The sequence below is a fragment of the Streptomyces sp. NPDC014676 genome, assembly GCF_043084105.1.
In the GTDB taxonomy this organism is placed as follows: Bacteria; Actinomycetota; Actinomycetes; order Streptomycetales; family Streptomycetaceae; genus Streptomyces.
Genome location: NZ_JBIBZI010000003.1, coordinates 574,810 through 594,235, shown reverse-complemented (window position 1 = coordinate 594,235; position 19,426 = coordinate 574,810). Strand labels below are relative to the sequence as shown.

The following is a 19,426-nucleotide window of genomic DNA, read 5'->3' as shown; positions in this document are numbered from 1 at the left end:
CCCCGATACGGAAGGACCTCGCGATGAGTCGGACCGCGCCCGCCGGTTACACCGTGCGTCCCGCGACACCCGCGGACACCGACGGTGCCCGCGCCGTCATGCTCGACACGTTCTACAAGGAGTTCGGATACGGCTATGTGCCCCGCTGGCACCGGGACGTGACGGACCTCAAGGGCACCTACCTCGACGACCCCCGCCACCTCCTGCTCGTGGCGGTCCACGACGGCGAGGTGGTCGCCACCACCGGTGTGCACTCGACGGGCCCGGCCCACCCGCCCCACCCCCGCTGGCTGGCCGAACGCTATCCGTCCGGCACCACCGCCCAGTTGGTCCGCGTCTACGTCCGCCCGGAGCACCGGCGCCGGGGCCTCGCCCGCACCCTGGTCGACGCGGCCCGCGACTTCGTCGCGGACACCCCCGGCTACGACTCCCTCTACCTGCACACCAACGTGGACGTCGAGGGCGCGGAGGCCTTCTGGCGCAGTACGGCCAAGGAGATCTTCGACGCCCGCACCACCGGCGAACACGGCCCGGGGGTGGCCACCGTCCACTTCGAGATCCCGTTCTGAGCGGGAGGGGCGGGCCGGCGCCCGGCGAAGACACCGGCCGGAGCCGCCTCATGACCACCGCCGCGCACTTCACCGCCGCACTGCGCGACCGCCAGCGCCTCATCGGCTACTGATCGCTGCTCGACTCGCCCGTCGCCGCCGAACGCCTCGCCCGGCTCGGCTACGGCTACCTGGCCTTCGACGCCCAGCACGGCCTCTTCGGCTACCAGGGCCTGCTGAACAACCCCATCGCCACCGACACCCGCGGCTCCACCGCCGTCGGCATGGTCCGCGTCGAGGCCAACGATCCCACGTACATCGGCCGCGCGCTCGACGCGGGCGCCGCCGCCGTCATCGTGCCGCTCGTCGACACCGCGCAGGACGCCGCCGACGCGGTCGCCGCCGTGCGCTCCCCGCCGTACGGCCGCCGCTCCTACGGCCCCATGCGCGCCCAGCTCCGCATCGGCCCGGACCCGGCCGACACCCACGAGCAGACCGCCGTCCTCGCCATGATCGAGACCGCCGGCGGGCTCGCCGACGTCGAGGAGATCTGCGCCGTCCCGGGACTCGACGGCATCTACGTCGGGCCGTCCGACCTGCGCCTGGCCATCGGGGGCAGGACCTCCACCGACCCGGACGTGGCCGACGCGTTCGAGCAGGCCCTCACCCGCATCCGCACGGCCGCCGCGACCGCCGGCATCGCCGCCGGCATCCACAACGGCGACGGCGTGAGTGCCGCCCGCCGGCTCGACGAGGGCTTCACCTTCGCCTCCGTCGCCGCCGACGTGGTCCACCTCCAGCAGATCGCCGCCACCCACCTGGACGCGGCACGGAAGGGCGGCCGGGCATGAGCACACCCACCCGCACCACCCTCATCACCACGCCCACCACTCGCCCGGCCCCTGGACCCTCCTCGCCGACGGCGGCGCGGGCCCGGTCCGCCCGTACGACGACCGGGCGCTGCCGTACGACGAACTGCTCGCCCGGATCGCCGGCGCCGACGCGCTCGTCGCCGGCATGGACCCGGTCACCGCCGAGGTCATGGACGCCGCCCCGCGGCTGAAGGTCATCGCCAAGCACGGCGTCGGCACCGACACCATCGACGTCGCCGCCGCCCGCGAACGCGGCATCCCCGTGGTCTTCGCGCCCGGCTCCAACTCCCGGGCCGTCGCCGAGTACACCTTCGGCCTCGTCCTCGACGCCGCCCGCCGGATCAGCGCCTCCCACACCGCCGTCACCGGGGGCGGCTGGCCCAAGCTCTTCGGCCCGGAACTGCACGGCCGGACCCTCGGCGTCGTCGGCTTCGGCCGTCCTGATGGTGCAGATCGGTGGCATCGGCGGCGGGATCTTCCTGCTCGCCGTGGTCGTCGCCGTGTGGCGGCTGCGTCGCACCGGAGTCCCGAAGCGCTTCCGCGCCAACCCCTGGCTCACCGCGGCCCTGGTCCTGAGCAGCGCGGCGATCCTGTGCGTCGGTGTGTACGGCGTCCTGAAGACGCTGGGCGCGGTGCCGGAGTAGCCATGAGGCCACGTCTCCTGCTGTTAGCCTGCACTTGCACATGAGTTGCAATAACAGCGGAGGACGTTGGACATGGCGCTGTACACGCTCCCGGAGCTCCCGTACGACTACGCGGCACTCGCCCCGGTCATCAGCCCCGAGATCATCGAGCTGCACCACGACAAGCACCACGCGGCCTATGTGAAGGGGGCCAACGACACCCTCGAACAGCTCGCCGAGGCGCGGGAGAAGGGGACGTGGGGCTCGGTCAACGGCCTGGAGAAGAACCTGGCCTTCCACCTCTCCGGGCACATCCTGCACTCCATCTACTGGCACAACATGACCGGTGACGGAGGCGGCGAGCCGCTGGAGAAGGACGGTGTGGGGGAGCTGGCGGACGCGATCGCCGAGTCCTTCGGCTCCTTCGACCGTTTCAAGGCGCAGCTGTCCAAGGCGTCGGCCACCACGCAGGGTTCGGGCTGGGGCGTCCTCGCCTACGAGCCGCTGAGCGGCCGGCTGATCGTCGAGCAGGTCTACGACCACCAGGGCAACGTCGGCCAGGGCTCCACCCCGATCCTGGTCTTCGACGCCTGGGAGCATGCCTTCTACCTGCAGTACAAGAACCAGAAGGTCGACTTCATCGAGGCCATGTGGCAGGTGGTCGACTGGCAGGACGTGGCCCGGCGCTACACCGCCGCCAAGGAGCGCGGCGACAGCCTGCTGCTCGCCCCCTGACACACGCCGCCGCCCGTGCTCATTTTTGCGCCGACGCCTCCTCGCGAGGCGGTGCCGTCGAGGCGCGTACGACGAGTTCGGTGGCGAGTTCGACGTGGTGCGAGTCGGTCTTCTCGCCGTTGGCCAGCCGCAGGGCGGTGCGCAGGGCGGCGGCGCCCATCTCCCGGAGCGGCTGGCGCACGGTGGTCAGGGGCGGCGAGGACATCCGGGCCAGGCTCGTGTCGTCGAAGCCGACCACGCTCAGGTCCTCGGGAACGCGCAGGCCGCGGGCGCGCGCGGTCTCGATGACGCCGAGGGCGATCTCGTCGTTCCCCGCGAAGACCGCCGTGGGGGCCTCCTCGAGGTCCAGCAGCGCCGTGGCACCGAGCAGTCCGGACTCGTACGTGAACTCCCCCGGCCGTACGTAGCCGTCCGGTACCCGCGCTCCCTCGGCCTCCATGGCGGCGCGGTAGCCGTGCATGCGCGCCTGGTTGCAGACGGCCATGGCCGGTCCGCCGAGATAGGCGACGCGGCGGTGGCCCAGGGAGAGCAGGTGCCGGGTCGCGGCCAGACCGCCGGCGAAGTTGGTCGCCCCGACGCTGTGGACCCGGCTGTCCGGCAGGTGCAGGGGGTCCAGCACGACCAGCGGCAGCCCGGACCGGGCCAGCTCGTTCAGGTGAGCCGCGGTGTACACGCTGGTGACCGCGATGACGGCACGGCGCCCGGCCGCCACCAGGTCCCGGGCCCAGTGCGGGGCGCCGGACACCTTGCCGACCACCACCGAGGCTCCCGACGCGGCGGCCGAGTCGATGATGCCCTCAAGGGTCTCCGCCACGTACGACTTGAGGCCGCCCTGGAACTGCACCTCGATGGTCGGGTTCTCGACGGTCTCGGTGTGGCGGAAGACGGGCGCCAGGTACTCGTGCTGACGCAGCAGCTCCTGCACCCGGACGCGGGTGTGCGGCGCCACGTCACCGCGTCCGTTGACCACCTTGGACACGGTCGCGACGGAGACCCCGGCCGCTCGGGCGATGTCCGCCAACGTGGTGCGCCTGGCGTTCGGTCGCATCGGTTCCTCTCAGCCGTGGGTCCACCGGTGTGGCTGTCCGCCGGTCGGGCCGGCCACGCGGACGGAGCCGGTCAACCGTACCGGTGAGCCGGCACCGGACGCCGACGGTCCGGTGTGACCTGCACCGGCAGTGTGTCAGCCCCCGGCCATGACGTCACTCCCGCCCCCGACCGGCCTTTTCGAAACAGTTTCGAACCCCGCCCGGATTCCTGGAGCACTGCTCGGACGCCGATTCCACACGCGGATCTTCCCCACGGGAAAGCGAACTCACGCATCTTGACACGGCATCAGGTCGAAACCTAGCTTGCACGAACAGAGCTAGAGGAAAGAAGTTTCGAAAACCTTTCACCATGACTCATCACCACGACTCACGAGAAGCCGACGGCTCTCGAGTGCGGAGAACATCATGGCGCTCTCTCGACGTACCCTCCTCGGCCTGGCGGCCGCCGTCCCGGCCTCCGCGGCGCTGACCGCGTGCGGCGGCTCGTCAGGACCCGGCAAGGGCGGTGGTGCCACCTACTGGTACCTGAACGGACAGCCGCAGGAAGGAGTCAGGGCCGGTGCCGTGGACGCGTTCAACAAGGCCCACCCCGACGAGCGGATCGACGACACGACCTACGAGAACGACGCGTACAAGACGAAGATCAAGACCGCCATCGGTGCCGGGAAGGCGCCCACCGTCATCTGGGGCTGGGGCGGCGGGACGCTGCGCGCCTACGCGGAGGCGGAGCAGGTCGAGGACCTCACCTCGTGGTTCGACGAGCATCCCGACATCAAGAAGGGGCTGTTCCCGTCCTCGTTCGGCGCGGCGACCGTCGACGGCAGGATCTACGCGATGCCGTGCGAGACCGTGCAGCCGATCGTCCTCTACTACAACAGGAAGGTCTTCGACCAGGTCGGGGTGGAACCACCGGAGTCCTGGGACGACATCATGGCGCTGGTGCCCAGGTTCAACGCCAAGGGCATAGCGCCGTTCGCACTCGGCGGCCAGTCCCGGTGGACCAACATGATGTGGCTGGAGTTCCTGTTCGACCGCATCGGCGGTCCGGAGGTCTTCCAGGCCGCCGTCGAAGGCGAGAAGAACGCCTGGTCCCACCCGGACGCCATCAAGGCGCTGACCGCACTGCAGGACCTGGTCGAGGCCGACGGGTTCATCAAGGGCTTCTCCTCGATCACCGCGGACTCCAACGCCGACCAGGCGCTGCTGTACACCGGCAGGGCCGCCATGATGCTGCACGGCACCTGGTCGTACGGCATCCAGCAGACCGACGGCGGGGACTTCGTCCCCAGCGGCTCGCTCGGCTACATGACCTTCCCGCCCGTCGAGGGCGGCAAGGGCGACCAGAGCGACACGGTCGGCAACCCCGCCCACTACCTGTCCATCTCCGCCAAGGCCGGCGCCGAACAGAAGAAGATCGCGAAGGAGTTCTTCGCCACCGGCGTCCTCCAGGACGAGGAGGTGAGGAAGTGGATCGGCACCGGGTCGGTCCCGATCCGGCTCGGTACGGAGAAACTGCTGGCCGCCTCCGAGAACGCCGACTTCCTCCAGTTCACCTACGACATCGCCAGCAAGGCCAAGGTGTTCGTCCAGTCCTGGGACCAGGCGCTCAGCCCGGCGGCCGCCGAGACACTGCTGGACAACATCGTCAAACTGTTCCAGCTGTCGATCTCGCCACAGCAGTTCGCGAGCAACCTCAACGCGGTCACCGGCGCATGAGCGCGCTCACCGGCCGTACGCGGCATCGTGAGCCGCGCAGTGTTCTGCCGTGGCTGGCGGCACCGGCACTGCTGTTCTTCGTCGGTTTCGCCGTGGTCCCGCTCATCGGCGTCTTCGCGCTGAGCTTCACCACCTGGGACGGCATCGGCGCCATCCGCCCGACGGGACTGACCAGTTGGCGCGAGGTGCTCACCGACCCCGGGCTGCCGCACGCCCTGTGGGTGACGTTCCTGGTGATGGCCGTGTCCTGGCTCGTGCAGACACCGCTGAGCATTCTGCTCGGCACCTTCCTGGCGGGCCGCCAGCGCTACCGCGCGGTGCTGGGCGTGGTGTACTTCGTCCCGCTGATGCTCAGCTCCGCGGCGATCGCGATCGCCTACAAGGCCCTGCTGGACCCCAACTTCGGGCTCGGCGCCGGGCTGGACGTCGGGGCGCTCAGCCAGGACTGGCTGGGCCGGCCCTGGCTCGCGTTCTCGGTCGTCGTCTTCGTCGTCTCCTGGCAGTTCGTCCCGTTCCACTCCCTGATCTACCAGGGCGGCGTCCAGCAGATCCCGAAGTCCCTGTACGAGGCGGCGCAGTTGGACGGAGCCGGACGGATCCGGCAGTTCTTCGGCATCACGCTGCCGCAGCTGAAGTACACCATCATCACCTCGTCCACGCTGATGGTCGTCGGGTCGCTGACCTTCTTCGACCTCATCTTCGTCCTGACCGAGGGCGGCCCCGGCGACGCCACCCGGGTCCTCGCCCTGGACATGTACAAGCGGGGGTTCCAGGCCGGCCTGATGGGACCCGCCAGCGCCATCGCGGTCATCCTGGTCCTCGTGGGACTCGCCCTCGCCCTGCTGCTGCGCCGCCTCGGAGGCCGGGACGCCGGCGCGAGCCAACTCGAGGGGGCCTGACGTGACCACCACGCTCACCAGCACACGACGACCGCGGAAGACCACCCACCGGGAGGGACACCACTCCTCCCGCCCGTCGGCCCGCCGGCGCAACTGGGCCGGGGGCCTGGCCGGATGGCTCTGGCTGGCCGTCGTCGCCGTGCCCCTGTACTGGACCCTCATCACCAGCCTCAAGGAGCGAAGCCGCTACTACGCGAGCAACCCGCTGGTGCCGCCGGGCGACCCGACACTGGAGAACTACCGGCTGGTCGTCGAGTCCGACTTCCTGGGCTACTTCGTGAACAGCGTCGTGGTGACCGTCGGCGCCGTGGTGCCGGCGGTGGTGTTCTCCTTCATGGCGGCCTACGCGATCGTCCGCGGCTGGCGCATGCGGTTCCTGCGGGCCGTGAACGGACTGTTCCTCATGGGCCTGGCCATCCCGCTGCAGGCCACGGTGATCCCCGTCTACCTGATCATCATCAAACTGCGGCTCTACGACAGCCTGACGGCGCTGATCCTCCCGTCGATCGCCTTCGCCATCCCGCTGTCGGTGCTGGTGCTCGCCAACTTCATCCGCGACGTGCCCAAGGAGCTGTTCGACTCGATGCGGGTCGACGGCGCCACCGAATGGACGACACTGTGGCGGCTCGCGGCACCGCTCACCCGGCCGGCCGTCCTCACCGTGAGCATCTTCAACGCCCTGACCGTCTGGAACGGATTCCTGCTGCCGCTGGTCCTCACCCAGAGCCCGGACCGCCGGACCCTGCCGCTCGCCCTGTGGACCTTCCAGGGCGAGTACGGCGTCAACGTTCCCGCCGTGCTCGCCGCCGTCGTCCTGACCACCCTGCCCGTCCTGGTGCTGTACGCCTTCGGCCGCCGCCAGCTGCTGAGCGGTCTGACCGCGGGGTTCAGCCGTTGACCCACGCCCACACGAGCGCGGACGCCCGAGGCGCCACGCGGTCCGCCTCGCCCGAAGTCCCCCTCGTCCACCGGTCCGCCCGTCCCGCCCTGGTCCAGGGCCCGACGGCCATGGGAGGAAAGTGAACGCCGACGTGGCCGCAGAGAACACCTCCACGATCTCCCTCTGGAACGACCCCACCGCCTCCGTCGCCGCGAGGGTCGACGCGCTGATCGGCGCGATGACCCTTCAGGAGAAGATCGCCCAGCTGTACGGCGTGTGGGTGGGCGCCTCCGACGACGGGGGCGAAGTGGCCCCGCACCAGCACGACATGGAGGAGGCCGTCGACCTCGACGTGCTCCTGCCCGCCGGACTGGGCCAGCTCACCCGCCCCTTCGGCACCGTCCCGGTCGACCCCGCCCTGGGCGCCCTCTCCCTGGCCCGTACCCAGGCCCGGATCGCCGCCACGAACCGGTTCGGCATCCCCGCGCTCGCGCACGAGGAGTGCCTGGCCGGCTTCGCCGCCTGGGGCGCCACCGCCTACCCCGTCCCGCTGTCCTGGGGCGCCACCTTCGACCCGGACGCGGTGCGGCGGATGGCCGCCGCCATCGGCCGCGACATGCGCTCCGTCGGCGTCCACCAAGGGCTCGCTCCCGTCCTGGACGTGGTCCGCGACGCCCGCTGGGGCCGGGTGGAGGAGACCATCGGCGAGGACCCGTACCTCGTCGGCACCATCGGCACCGCCTACGTCCAGGGCCTGGAGTCCGCCGGGACCGTCGCCACCCTCAAGCACTTCGCCGGTTATTCGGCCTCCCGCGCCGGACGCAACCTCGCCCCCGTCTCCGTGGGGCCGCGTGAGCGCGCCGACGTGCTGCTGCCGCCGTTCGAGATGGCGATCCGCGAGGGCGGCGCCCGCTCCGTCATGAACGCCTACACCGACACCGACGGCATGCCCTCCGCGGCCGACGAGGACCTGCTGACCGGGCTGCTCCGCGACACCTGGGGCTTCGACGGCACGGTCGTCGCCGACTACTTCGGCATCGCCTTCCTCAAGACCCTGCACGGCGTCGCCGCCGACTGGGCGGGCGCCGCCGGCACCGCGCTGCGCGCGGGCATCGACGTCGAACTGCCCAACGTCAAGACGTACGGCGCGCCCCTGACCGGGGCCGTCGCCGACGGCCGGGTCCCGGAGCGGCTGGTCGACCGCGCCGTGCGCCGGGTGCTCACCCAGAAGGTGGCCCTCGGCCTGCTCGACCCGGACTGGAACCCCGTACCGGCGGCGCTCGACGGGCCGGAGGCGGACGACCCGGAGGCCCTGCGCGGCCGGATCGACCTGGACCGGCCCGAGAACCGGGAACTGGCCCGCGAGATCGCCGAGAAGGCGGTCGTCCTGCTCACCAATGACGGCACCCTGCCGCTCGACAGGCCGCGCCGCATCGCCCTGATCGGCCCCAACGCCGACGACCCCGCCGCCGTCCTGGGCAGCTACTCCTTCCCCCAGCACATCGGGGTCCGCCACCCGGGCACCCCCCTCGGCATCGAGTTGCCCACCCTGCGCGAGACACTCGCCGCCGAGTTCCCCGACGCCGAGATCACCCATGCCCGCGGCACCGGCGTCGACGACGGGGACCTCTCCGGTCTCGACGAGGCCGCGCGGGTGGCGCGCGGGGCCGACGTCACCGTGGTGGTGCTCGGCGACCGCGCCGGACTCTTCGGACGGGGCACCAGCGGCGAGGGCAGTGACGCCGGGACGCTGGCCCTGCCCGGCGCCCAGCAGCACCTGCTCGACACCCTGCTCGACCTCGGGACACCCGTGGTCACCGTCCTGCTCGCCGGACGGCCGTACGTCCTCGGCCGCGCCGTCGCCGAGTCCGCGGCGATCGTGCAGTCCTTCTTCCCGGGCGAGGAGGGCACGCACGCGATCGCCGGGGTGCTCAGCGGCCGGGTCAACCCCTCCGGACGTCTCCCGGTCGGCGTGCCGCGCGACCCGGGATCCCAGCCGACCACCTACCTCGGGGCGCGGCTCGCGCACGCCGGTACGGCGTCCAGCGTCGACCCGACCCCCGCGTTCGCCTTCGGACACGGCCTGTCCTACACGCGGTTCGACTGGACCGGCCTGACGGTGCGGGCCGAGCAGGCCCCGACGGACGGCGAGTTCGCGTTCTCCTTCACCGTCCGCAACACGGGGGAGCGGTCCGGCACGGAGGTCGTCCAGCTCTATCTGCACGACCCGGTCGCCTCCGTCGTCCAGCCGGTGCAGCGCCTCGTCGGCTACACCCGGGTGGCACTGGAGCCGGGGGAGACCCGGCGCCTGAGCGTCACCGTCCCGGCCGACGTCGCCTCCTTCACCGGCCGCGACGGCCGCCGGATCGTCGAACCCGGTGAGCTTCAGGTGCGGGTGGCCGCCTCCAGCGCGGATCCCCGCCTGACGGCCAGGCTCGTGCTGACCGGGGCCGAGCGCCACGTGGACCACACACGGCGCCTGCACGCCACGATCGTGGAGGAGCCGCCCACCCCCTGAACCAGGGGTGCGCGGCGGCGCACGTCAGCGGCGCCGCCACGCACCCCGGACCACCGGGAGGTCTCACAACAGGCCGCGCCGGGCCAGGCTGCGCATCAGCGCCCCCACACCGAACGTCCACGGCGCGGCCTCCTCGCTGCGGACGACGGTGTTGACCAGGGCGCCGAGGCGCGGACTGGAGATCCGTACGACGTCGCCGCACTCGTGGGTGAAGCCCGCGCCGGGCGCCTGCCGGTCCTCGGTCGGGGCGAACAGCGTTCCTGTGAACAGCACGAACCCGTCCGGGTACTGATGGTGCGCGCCGTGCGTGGCGGCCACCAGGTCCAACACGTCGCGGCTGATCTCGCGCAGCGAACTGCTACCCCGCAGCACATAGCCGTCCTGGCCGTCGACCCGCAGCGCGATGTCGAGCCCGCGTACGGCGTCGAGGCCGAAGTCCTCGTCGAGCACGCGGACGAACGGGCCGATCGCGCAGGAGGCGTTGTTGTCCTTCGCGCGGGACAGCAGCAGGGCGCTGCGCCCCTCGATGTCACGGAGGTTGACGTCGTTGCCGAGGGTCGCGCCGCGTACCCGGCCGCGCGAGTCCACGACGAGGACGGCCTCGGGCTCGGGGTTGTTCCACACGGAGGCACCGAGCACGCCGATGTCGGCGCCGGTGCCGACCGCGGACAGCACGGGCGCCTTGGTGAACACCTCCGGGTCCGGCCCGATCCCGACCTCCAGGTACTGCGACCACAGCCCTTCGGCGAGCAGCAGTTCCTTGGCCCTGGCCGCTTCCGGAGACCCGGGACGGATGCCGTCGAGCCTGCCGCCCACCACCTGCCCGACGCGGGCCCGCACCCTCGCGGCCTGCGCCGGATCGCCGCCCGTGCGTTCCTCGATGACGCGTTCCAGCAGGCTCCGGGCGAAGGTGACGCCCGCCGCCTTGATCACCTGGAGGTCGACGGGGGCGAGCAGACGCGGCACGTCACGGCGGCCGGGCGGGGCCTGCAACAGGTCGTCCAGACGCCAGACGCGTCCGCCGCGGGCCGCGCGGACGACGTCCGCCGCGTCGTCGCGTTCCATGAGGTCGGAGACGGTGGGTGCGTGAGCCGTGAGGTCGACGACGTGCTCGCCGCGGACCGCGGCCACACACGGTCCGCCCTCTTCCGGGTCGTGGACGCGGGCGACGAGGGCGGCCCGGCCGGCGTCCTCCGGCAGGACGGAGCCGGCGGTGAGGGCCGGACGGGGGCGCGCTGCTGCCGGTTCCACGATCGATGCTCTCCTGGATGCGAGGGGACGGGCTCAGTGGGAGTCCCGGGGGACCTCATGTCCTCGGCTGCCGCGCAGGAAGCCGAAGTCGGCGCCCCGGTCGGCCTGTTCCACGTGCTGGGTGTAGAGCCAGGTGTAGCCGCCGGCGTACCGCTCGGCGGGCGGTGTCCACTCCTGCCGCCGCCGCGCGAGTTCGGCGTCGTCCACGTCGAGGTTCAGGGTGCGGTTCGGGACGTCGAGGACGACGGGGTCCCCGTCGCGCACCAGGGCGAGCGGTCCGCCGACGGCGGCCTCGGGTGCCACGTGGAGGACCACCGTTCCGTAGCCGGTGCCGCTCATCCGGCCGTCGCAGACGCGCACCATGTCCGTGACGCCGGCCTTCAGCAGCTTGGCGGGCAGCGGGACGTTGGAGACCTCGGGCATGCCGGGATAGCCCTTGGGGCCGGCGTTGCGGATGACGACGACGGTGTTCTCGTCGATGTCGAGGTCCGGGTCGTCGGCGACCTGGTGGTACGCCTCCGGGGAGTCGAAGACGCGCGCGGGGCCGCGGTGCGTGAGCAGGTGCGGTGACGCGGCGGACTGCTTGATCACGGCGCCGTCGGGGCACAGGTTGCCGCGCAGGACGGCGATTCCGGTGCCGGCCGGCTGGAAGGGGGCGCCGAGGGGGGTGATGACGTCGGAGCCGACGCGTTCGGCGCCGCCGGTGTTCTCGGCGACGGTGCGCCCGGTGACCGTGACCGGCCCCCCGTGCAGCAGCCCCCCGCAGAGGAGTTCGGCCATGACGGCGGGCAGCCCGCCCGCATAACAGAAGTCCTCCATCAGGTACTTACCGCTGGGCATCAGGTTGACCAGGGTCGGCACCGCGCGGACCAGGTCGTCGAAGTCCCGCAGGCTCAGTTCGACGCCGACGCGTCCGGCGAGGGCCGTGAGGTGGATGACGGCGTTCGTGGAGCCGCCGATGGCCGCGTTGACCCGGACGGCGTTCTCGAACGCCTCCCTGGTCAGGATCCGCGAGGGCCGCAGCTCCTCCTCCACCATCCCCACGATCCGCCGCCCGGCCGCCTGCGCGGTCTCCATCCGCCGGGAGTCGACGGCGGGCCACGCCGCCGAGCCGGGCAACTGCATGCCGAGCGCCTCGGCCACGCAGGCCATCGTCGACGCCGTCCCCATCGTCATGCAGTGACCGTTGGAGCGGGCCATGCAGCCCTCCGCGAAGAAGCACTCCTCCTCGGTCATCCGGCCGGTCTTCAGGTCCTCCTCGAACTTCCACACGTGGGTGCCGGAACCCACGTCCTGGCCGCGGTACTTGCCGTTGAGCATGGGCCCGCCGGTGACCATGACGGCGGGAAGGTCGACGCTGGCGGCGCCCATGAGCATGGCGGGGGTCGTCTTGTCGCAGCCGGACAGCAGCACCACACCGTCGAGCGGGTTGGCCCGGATCAGCTCCTCGACCTCCATGGCCATGAGGTTGCGGTACAGCATGGCGGTGGGGCGCATCAGGGTCTCGCCGGTGGCCATGGTGGGGAACTGCAGCGGGAAGCCCCCCGCCTGCCACACCCCGCGCTTGACGGCCTCGGCGACGCGGGTCAGATGGGCGTTGCACGGGGCGAGCTCGGAGGCGCTGGTCGCGATGCCGATGACGGGACGCCCGTCGAACACCTCGTGCCCGAAGCCCTGGTTGCGCATCCAGGAGCGGTACAGCATCCCGCTGCGGCCCTGTGCGCCGAACCACGCCTGGCTGCGGCGGTTCTTCCTCGGACCGTCGGTCATGTGCACCCTCCCGTGGCTCCGGCGTCGTCCGCGGCGTGATGGGTCGCCTGCGGGCACGGGCCCGCGGGCCCTACCCTGTGACTCAATCATTAAATGATTCGATGAATGGCGTCCAGGGGGCGAGCGGAGATCATGACGAAGTTCCCGACCATGCACCAGCGTGTGGTCGACGAGCTCGGCCGGCGCATCGTGGGCGGCGCGTGGGAGCCGGGGGACCCGCTGCCGGTCGAGGACGCGCTCGCGGCCGAGATCGGCGTCAGCCGCGGGGTGCTGCGGGAGGCGGTCAAGTCCCTGGTGGCCAAGGGGATGCTGCGTGTACGGCCGCGCACCGGTACCCGCGTGCTGCCCCCGGAGCACTGGAACCACCTGGACCGCGACGTCCTGCGCTGGAAACAGGCCGAGGACGCCGCGGCCCTGCTGCGCGACACGGGCGAACTGCGGCGGATCGTCGAGCCCGAGGCGGCCCGGCTCGCCGCCGAGCGGGCCGGCCCCGACGACGTACGCGTCCTGTACGAGGCCCTGGCCGCCATGGAGGCCGCGGCGGCGGCACCGGGCCGCGCCGGCTACGTCGAGGCCGACATCGCCTTCCACCGGGCGCTGCTCGACGCCGGCGGCAACCGTCTCCTCGGCTCACTGGGGCGCGCCGTCGACATCGCGCTGGAGCACAGCTTCGCCGTCAGCACCCGCACGCCGGGCGCGGTGGAGGCCTCGCTGCCGGGTCACCGCGCCGTCGTACGGGCCGTCGAGGCCCGCGATCCCGCGGCGGCCGCGGCCGCCGTACTGGCCGTCATCGAATCCGCCGAGCGGGAGATCGCCCGGTCACCCGCGAGACCGAGCGACACCGACTGACCCGGCACGGCCCACGAGAACGGTCACCTGGAGCCGGAGCCTGAGTACGTGATCCGCCGGTCCGGATCACCGCGACGACGGGCCCTGGCTCCGGACGGCTCCCCAGGGGGCCCGCTCGCCTCCCACGGGTGCGCGCCGAGGCCGCACCCGTACGGTGCCGAGGTGAGCGGTTCCGGGGTCACGCGGATGCCCGTGATGCGCTCGGCGAGGGCGAACGAGGCGCCCAGCCGACCCACCGTGAGCACACCGCCACCAGGACCGCGGACGCCGCGACCACCGCCATGCCGGTCGTCAGATCGGTGTGGCCGGCGACGAAACCGATCAGCGCCGGGCCCGCCAGCAGACCGGTGGTGCCCATGGCGGCGACCAGGGCGAGGGTGCCCGGCCCCTCCGCGGCGGCGGCGACGTAGAGACAGGGGGTCACCGTCGCCATGCCCAGGCCGACGCAGGCGAAGCCGATGAGCGCGGGCCAGGTGCCGCCGGCCAGCAGGGCGAGGGCGAGACCGGTGCCGGCCATCGTGCTGCCCACCCGCACCATGCGCGGGTCACCCCACCGGTTGCGCCAGCCGTCGCCCAGGAGACGGGCCACCACCATCATCACCGAGACGACGGCGATGCCCAGCGGCGCCAGCCGGCCCGACGCGCCGGTCTCCTCCGTCAGATAGAGCGCCGACCAGTCGTTCATGGCCCCCTCGACGACCGTGCCGAACACCATGGCGCAGCCCAGGACGAGAGCCGCGCGCGAGGCACCCGTCAGGTTCCTGAGTCCCTTCTTCTTCTCCTCGCCCGGCTGTCCGTCCTCCACCGAGTCCGGGGCGGCCGGCGCGTCGGCGAGCACCCGGGGCTTGGAACCCGCCAGCAGCAGCACCCCCAGCCCCGCCGCCACGGCGAAGTGCGCCGTCACCGAGTGCGTCACGGTGTTCACCCCGGAGGCCAGCAGCGCGCCCCCGAGCGACCCCCCGCTGAACGTGGCGTGCAACTGGGCCATCGCGGCCCGCCCGTAGTGGGCCTCCAGGGCGGCGCCCTGGGCGTTCATGGCGACGTTCAGACAGCCGACGGCGACGCCGTCGGCCAGGATCACCAGCAGGGCGAGGGGGTAGCTGCCCGCCGCGGCCAGCACGGGCAGCACCGCCGCCAGCCCCAGCGCGGACCACAGCGCAAGGCGCCGCGCCCCCAGCCGTCGCATCAGCGGCGCGACCAGCGGGAAGGACATCGCCGCCCCGACCCCGGCGGCCATCAGCAGCAGCCCCACTTCCGTCCCGCCCAGATCGAAGCGGTCCTTGAGCGCGGGCAGCCGGGACGCCCAGGTGGCGTACTGGAAGCCGAGGAAGAAGAACAGGGTGGCGATGGCCAGTTGGTCACGGCGGAAATCGCCGAGGGTGGGCAGCATGGGCGTCAGGACCTCTCTTCCGGGCCGCCGGAGCGGTCGTACCGGACCGGGCGGGACATGTAGACGGCGCCGTCGCCGTACTCCCCGTGGAGCTCGACCGCCGGCTCGGGCAGGAAGCCGTGCCCGGCCCAGAAGCCGCCCGTGCCGCCGACGGCGACCAGGGAGATCCGCTCGAAGGACGAGCGCGCGGCGGTTTCCGTGAGCCGCCGCAGCAGTCTGCTGCCCAGCCCCCTGCCGCGCAGATCGTCCGCGATCACGAGGTCGTGCAGATGCAGATTGCGGGAGTCGTACGCCCGCTCCTCCGGCCGGGTCAGGTCCGGGTACCGGTACCGCGGGTAGGGCAGGGCCAGGAGGTAGCCGGCGACCCGGTCACCGGCCTCCAGGACGAAGCACGTCCCCGGGGAGATCCGGCCCCGGGACCGCAGCGCCTCCACGCCCTCGGACAGCGAGGCCGACGCGTACACCTCGGCCTCCAGGGCGGCGATCCGCGGCCAGTCGTCCTCCACGACCCGGCGGACGCGCACGTCCGGTCCGTCACCGCCCACACAGACGCGGGGGAGCGGGTCGAAGCCGTTGAAGCCCTCGGTCGTGTAGCTGGCGGCGTACGCGCCGGCGGACAGCACCCACACCGGGTCGCCCGACGCGACCGCCCTCGGCACCCGCACCCGGGGGTGCTCGTGGGCGTAGGCGTCGTCGCTGTCGCAGGTGGGGCCCGCGACCACGACCGGCACCAGGTCCGCGCCGGCCGGGTCCGGATGGGTCGGGAAGACCAGCGGGTAGCGCACCTCGTCCATCTCGTACAGGCCGTTGAACTTGCCGCAGCTCAGATACAGCCAGTGCTCGCGCTCCCCGCCCGGTCCGCGACGCGACGTCAGCCGGGCGACGTGCGCCCTGATCGCGCCGTGATCGGCCACCAGATGGCGCCCCGGTTCGATGACGAAGTCCAGCGGCCCGGGCGACAGTTCCCTCAGCCGCTCCATGCCCTCGCGGAGCACGGCGAAGATCTTGTCCAGCGGAGGATCGAGCCGTTCACCCCGCCGGTCGGCGTAGCCGAGCGCCGGCAGACCGCCGCCGAGGTTGACGTGGTCCGGCACGATCCCGCGGCCGTGCAGGGCCGTGAGCACGTCGGCGAGGGCCGTGAAGGCCTGCTGCCACGCCTCGGCGGTCATCTGCTGCGACCCGACGTGCACCGAGAGACCGGCGGGGACGAGACCCGCGTCCCGCGCCGCCTCCAGCACCCGTACGGCGTCGTCCGCCGAGCACCCGAACTTACGGCTCAGCCCCCACAGCGCGCCCTCGCCGCTGGTCGCCAGCCGGCAGAACACCCGCGACCCCGGCGCGTGTCCGGCCAGCGCCGCCACGTCCTCCACGCTGTCCGTGGCGAAGTCACGGACGCCCAGCCGGTACGCCCGGGCGATGTCCCGGTCGGACTTCACGGTGTTGCCGTAGTGGACCCGGTGCACGGGCACGCCCGTCGCCAGCGCCCGCGCGATCTCCCGGGGGCTCGCCGCGTCGAAACCGGCGCCGCCACGCGCCAGCCGGTCCAGGACCTCCTCCACGGGACACGCCTTCATGGCGAACCGCACGTCCACACCGGGCAGTTCCGCGGTCAGCGCGTCGTACCGGCCGGCGATGCCGTCCAGGTCGTAGACGAGCGCGTCCTCGGTGGCGGCCGCGAGGGCGGCGTGCAGGGCCGCGGTCACCGGAGGGCGCCCCGGCTCGCCTGCACGAGGGCCTCCCAGACGCCGATCAGCGTCACGAAGTCCTCGGTGTCCCGCGCGGCCTCGTCCAGCAGCCGCTCCCGGTCCGCCGTCATGCCGCGCGCGAACTCGGCGTACTTCCCGCCGAGCCGTCCGTACGCCGCCGCGACCGTGTCCAGCCGCCGCTCGTTCTCCGTACGGTCCAGGCGCACGCTCTCGGCGAGGAACGCCGCGAACGGCGTGGGGTCCAGCCGCCCGCTCTCGTCCAGCAGCGCGTCGCCCGCGTCGGCCATCCGCTCGTAGACGTGGTGCAGGTACAGCATCGACAGCAGGAACTTCACGAACCGCGTCTGGTACGCCAGGAAACCGGCGTGGGTGCGCCGCTCCCCGGTGTAGTGGTTCTCGATGTGCCGGTTGTGCAGGACACCGGGCAGGGCGGCGTCGTACACGGCGTGGATGAGGAAGTAGTCGCTGCCGATCGTGTCGGTGGCGGGCGGCAGCGGCAGCCGCTCGTACACGTGCCGGTCGAACGCGATGTTGGACATGTCGACGCGCATCGGGTCGACCAGCGTCAGCGTGGAGCGGTCGCCGGTGAAGGACAGCGTCCCGGCGCCCTTGAACGACTCCTCGACCAGCTCCCGCCGCTGCTCGGCCGACCAGTGGCCGGGCGCCCACAGGCCCACGACCTCGTCGTACACCTCCTTGTCGAGCTCCCGGATGCCGCCGATGTCGACGGAGAGCTCCCCGATGAAGGAGGCGCCCACCATCGACACGGGCCGGTGCGCGATCGCGGGGTCGAGCGCCACCTCCGACACACCGTCGGTCGCGTCGGCCGCCGGCTTGCCCAGGGAGGTCAGTTCGTGGTGGATGGGGTGGACGGGCTCGCCGTCGAAGACCTGGTAGCCGCAGTCGGAGTCACGCCGGTGCAGCGAACGGCAGCCCAGCGCCGCCGCGAACAGGAACGCCCGGTTGGTGCAGGCGCCGTACGAGAGCGCGTCCGGGAGCATCAGGTCGAGGACCCGCTCCGGCTCCGGGAGTCCGGCCCGGTCGACGGCGCGTCGCAGGAAGTCCCGCTGGGCCGCCTCGTCGAGGTGGTGCACGACGACGCCCGGCGCCTCGGGGAGCGCGGCGACCGCGCGGGCGTGGGACGCGCGGGTCGGTTCGTCGGCGGAGTCGAGAACCAGCAGATGCACCTCGACGTCGAAGTTCCGTGCGGCGTAGGCGGCTTCGGCGCCGATGTCGGTGATGGTGGCGGAGCACTCCCGGTTGGTCGGCAGGCTCAGGCATATCCGGTCCATGTCGGTTCCCCGTCTCATCGTGTCCGCTCGTGCCAGGCGTCGAGTCCCAGCAACCTGCGCCCCAGCTCGTTGAGTTCGGCCGGGCCGTAGCGCAGCGACTCGTGCTTGACCGCGTCGCCGAGCAGGGTCCCGTTCCACTCCGGGGTGCTGAGCGTGCGCCAGGACTCCACCCGGGAGCGGCGCAGCTCCTCGTGCTCCTCCAGCGCCGGCATCATCGACAGGTACTGCACCGCGCGCACCCCGTCGGCCGAGGTGTTGGGTGCCACCCCGTGCGCCAGCATCCCGTTGAAGATCAGCAGGTCACCGGCCTTGAGCTGGGGCCGTACGACCGGGAACTCGGTGCGGTCGGCACCGGGGCGGATGGGGTCCCGGTCGGCGGGCTGTGCGACCTTCCACTCCTCGAACCGGCGGAAGAGTTCCGGGGAGCACTGGAAGCCGCCCTCGTCCGGCTGTGTGTCGGTGAGCGCGATGATGCCCTGCACCCGCTGCGGCGGCACGCTCGCCGTGGTGTCCACGTCCCAGTGGAGTTCGATGTCGAACCCCTCGTCCGTGGGGTCGATGAGGGAACGCGAACGGTTCTTCACGTTGGGCGGGTTGAGGTTGAGCCGGTCCAGGGTGACCCACAGCTCCTCGCAGTCCCACACGTCCACGAACGCGTCGTAGACCCGCTGTGCCTGCCGGCTGTCCCAGATCAACTGGTGCTGGTACGCCTCGACGAAGCCGTAGACGTACAGGTCCCGGTCGAGGTCCGAGCGGAAGGCGCGCTCCTCGTACCAGGTCTCGGGGCGCTGCGGGTCCAGGCCCTGGAAGTCCCAGGCGAACTCCAGCAGCAGTTTGGCCGCGTCGGGGGAGATCGCCTCCGGCACCACGACGTAGCCGTGGTTCTGCCAGGACGCGAACTGCTCCTCGGTCAGCACCCGCAGCGGCAGGTCCTTGGTCAGGTGCCGCAGTTGCGTCCCGGCGAGGTAGGTCTCGCCGTCGGCGCTGAAGTAGGGGCGCTCGGAAGCGGCGCGGTGTAAAAAGCGGTGGTGCGTCGTCATGCGGTACTCCGGAGATCGGGATCACTCACGGCATGCGGACGGGAGGGTGGGAGGAGTCGGTGGAGAGCCGGTGCCACGACGGTCCGGCGCGCCCCTCACGGGCGTCGGCACGAGGACCGGCCGGACAGGGCGGGCGGCGTCCCGGGCCACCTGCGTGACATCGATGTCGCCCGGGGTGCCGAACGCGCGGCCGCCCGGTGCGGACCACTGGGATATTGGACTGGACCATTGGGTCGTGTCAAGGAACGCCCTTCCGGCGCGGCGGCCCAACTCCCCTCAGGTAAAAAC

Annotated in this window: 17 protein-coding genes and 2 pseudogenes; 10 read left to right on the top strand and 9 right to left on the bottom strand. The window is 72.1% G+C overall.

Translation table 11 applies throughout. The annotated features are described in order from the left end of the window. Nucleotides 1-23: 23 nt before the first annotated feature. The 5 genes and pseudogenes from ACF1DX_RS11295 to ACF1DX_RS11275 all read left to right on the top strand — a co-directional run bounded on the left by ACF1DX_RS11295 (nucleotide 24) and on the right by ACF1DX_RS11275 (nucleotide 2,778). A complete protein-coding gene (locus tag ACF1DX_RS11295) occupies nucleotides 24-569 on the top strand; it encodes a GNAT family N-acetyltransferase (protein WP_391790933.1) in 546 nt (181 codons plus the stop codon). A 116-nt stretch (nucleotides 570-685) separates the two neighbouring features. After that, complete coding sequence (locus tag ACF1DX_RS11290; RefSeq protein WP_391791189.1) at nucleotides 686-1,399, top strand: HpcH/HpaI aldolase/citrate lyase family protein; 714 nt, start codon at nucleotides 686-688, stop codon at nucleotides 1,397-1,399. Continuing rightward, a pseudogene (locus tag ACF1DX_RS11285) lies at nucleotides 1,281-1,706 on the top strand (hypothetical protein); the annotation flags it as partial. The gene ACF1DX_RS11290 and the pseudogene ACF1DX_RS11285, both read left to right, overlap by 119 nt. Before the next feature lie 157 nt (nucleotides 1,707-1,863). After that, nucleotides 1,864-2,064 carry a hypothetical protein gene (locus ACF1DX_RS11280; protein ID WP_391791201.1) on the top strand — a complete coding sequence of 67 codons (201 nt, stop codon included), beginning with the start codon at nucleotides 1,864-1,866 and terminating at the stop codon, nucleotides 2,062-2,064. A gap of 72 nt (nucleotides 2,065-2,136) precedes the next feature. Next, a complete protein-coding gene (locus ACF1DX_RS11275; RefSeq protein WP_391790932.1) occupies nucleotides 2,137-2,778 on the top strand; it encodes a superoxide dismutase in 642 nt (213 codons plus the stop codon). Nucleotides 2,779-2,797: 19 nt separating this feature from the next. Here ACF1DX_RS11275 and ACF1DX_RS11270 read toward each other — a convergent pair whose 3' ends face one another. Next, complete coding sequence (locus ACF1DX_RS11270) at nucleotides 2,798-3,826, bottom strand: LacI family DNA-binding transcriptional regulator (RefSeq protein WP_391790931.1); 1,029 nt, start codon at nucleotides 3,824-3,826, stop codon at nucleotides 2,798-2,800. Nucleotides 3,827-4,232: 406 nt separating this feature from the next. Between ACF1DX_RS11270 and ACF1DX_RS11265 the strand changes: the two genes are divergently transcribed. From ACF1DX_RS11265 to ACF1DX_RS11250, 4 genes are all read left to right on the top strand, one after another. Further along, nucleotides 4,233-5,543, top strand: a complete 1,311-nt coding sequence (locus tag ACF1DX_RS11265) for an extracellular solute-binding protein (protein ID WP_391790930.1) — start codon at nucleotides 4,233-4,235, stop codon at nucleotides 5,541-5,543. Then, on the top strand, nucleotides 5,540-6,442 hold the full coding sequence (locus ACF1DX_RS11260; protein WP_391790929.1) for a carbohydrate ABC transporter permease: 903 nt from the start codon (nucleotides 5,540-5,542) through the stop codon (nucleotides 6,440-6,442). Before ACF1DX_RS11265 ends, ACF1DX_RS11260 begins: the two co-directional genes overlap by 4 nt. Nucleotide 6,443: 1 nt before the next feature. After that, on the top strand, nucleotides 6,444-7,340 hold the full coding sequence (locus ACF1DX_RS11255; protein ID WP_391790928.1) for a carbohydrate ABC transporter permease: 897 nt from the start codon (nucleotides 6,444-6,446) through the stop codon (nucleotides 7,338-7,340). A gap of 121 nt (nucleotides 7,341-7,461) precedes the next feature. Then, complete coding sequence (locus ACF1DX_RS11250; RefSeq protein ID WP_391790927.1) at nucleotides 7,462-9,840, top strand: glycoside hydrolase family 3 N-terminal domain-containing protein; 2,379 nt, start codon at nucleotides 7,462-7,464, stop codon at nucleotides 9,838-9,840. Nucleotides 9,841-9,903: 63 nt separating this feature from the next. On the opposite strand, the gene ACF1DX_RS11245 is transcribed toward ACF1DX_RS11250, so the two are convergent. Both ACF1DX_RS11245 and ACF1DX_RS11240 read right to left on the bottom strand, forming a co-directional pair. Continuing rightward, nucleotides 9,904-11,091 (bottom strand): fumarylacetoacetate hydrolase family protein, encoded by a 1,188-nt coding sequence (locus ACF1DX_RS11245; protein ID WP_391790926.1) that lies wholly within the window; start codon nucleotides 11,089-11,091, stop codon nucleotides 9,904-9,906. A gap of 33 nt (nucleotides 11,092-11,124) precedes the next feature. Next, nucleotides 11,125-12,861, bottom strand: a complete 1,737-nt coding sequence (locus tag ACF1DX_RS11240) for an IlvD/Edd family dehydratase (RefSeq protein WP_391790925.1) — start codon at nucleotides 12,859-12,861, stop codon at nucleotides 11,125-11,127. Nucleotides 12,862-12,966: 105 nt separating this feature from the next. Here ACF1DX_RS11240 and ACF1DX_RS11235 point away from each other — a divergent pair, with 105 nt between their 5' ends. Continuing rightward, nucleotides 12,967-13,710 (top strand): FadR/GntR family transcriptional regulator, encoded by a 744-nt coding sequence (locus tag ACF1DX_RS11235; RefSeq protein WP_391790924.1) that lies wholly within the window; start codon nucleotides 12,967-12,969, stop codon nucleotides 13,708-13,710. Between the two features lie 23 nt (nucleotides 13,711-13,733). Here the strand turns inward: ACF1DX_RS11235 and ACF1DX_RS11230 are convergent, their stop codons facing one another. The 6 genes and pseudogenes from ACF1DX_RS11230 to ACF1DX_RS11205 all read right to left on the bottom strand — a co-directional run bounded on the left by ACF1DX_RS11230 (nucleotide 13,734) and on the right by ACF1DX_RS11205 (nucleotide 19,138). Continuing rightward, nucleotides 13,734-13,946: a DUF6461 domain-containing protein gene (locus tag ACF1DX_RS11230; protein WP_391791188.1), complete on the bottom strand. Its 213-nt coding sequence runs from the start codon at nucleotides 13,944-13,946 to the stop codon at nucleotides 13,734-13,736. Next, the gene (locus ACF1DX_RS11225; protein WP_391790923.1) at nucleotides 13,889-15,100 is read right to left on the bottom strand and encodes an MFS transporter; all 1,212 of its coding nucleotides are present in this window, start codon (nucleotides 15,098-15,100) and stop codon (nucleotides 13,889-13,891) included. Before ACF1DX_RS11225 ends, ACF1DX_RS11230 begins: the two co-directional genes overlap by 58 nt. Nucleotides 15,101-15,105: 5 nt before the next feature. Continuing rightward, nucleotides 15,106-15,534: a GNAT family N-acetyltransferase gene (locus ACF1DX_RS11220; RefSeq protein ID WP_391791187.1), complete on the bottom strand. Its 429-nt coding sequence runs from the start codon at nucleotides 15,532-15,534 to the stop codon at nucleotides 15,106-15,108. Between the two features lie 105 nt (nucleotides 15,535-15,639). After that, nucleotides 15,640-16,842, bottom strand: a pseudogene (locus ACF1DX_RS11215) (type III PLP-dependent enzyme); the annotation flags it as partial. Beyond that, nucleotides 16,800-18,116 carry a DUF6271 family protein gene (locus tag ACF1DX_RS11210; RefSeq protein ID WP_391790922.1) on the bottom strand — a complete coding sequence of 439 codons (1,317 nt, stop codon included), beginning with the start codon at nucleotides 18,114-18,116 and terminating at the stop codon, nucleotides 16,800-16,802. The pseudogene ACF1DX_RS11215 and the gene ACF1DX_RS11210, both read right to left, overlap by 43 nt. Beyond that, entirely contained in the window at nucleotides 18,113-19,138 is a 1,026-nt protein-coding gene (locus ACF1DX_RS11205) for a phytanoyl-CoA dioxygenase family protein (protein ID WP_391790921.1), read from the bottom strand. Before ACF1DX_RS11205 ends, ACF1DX_RS11210 begins: the two co-directional genes overlap by 4 nt. Nucleotides 19,139-19,426: the final 288 nt, after the last annotated feature.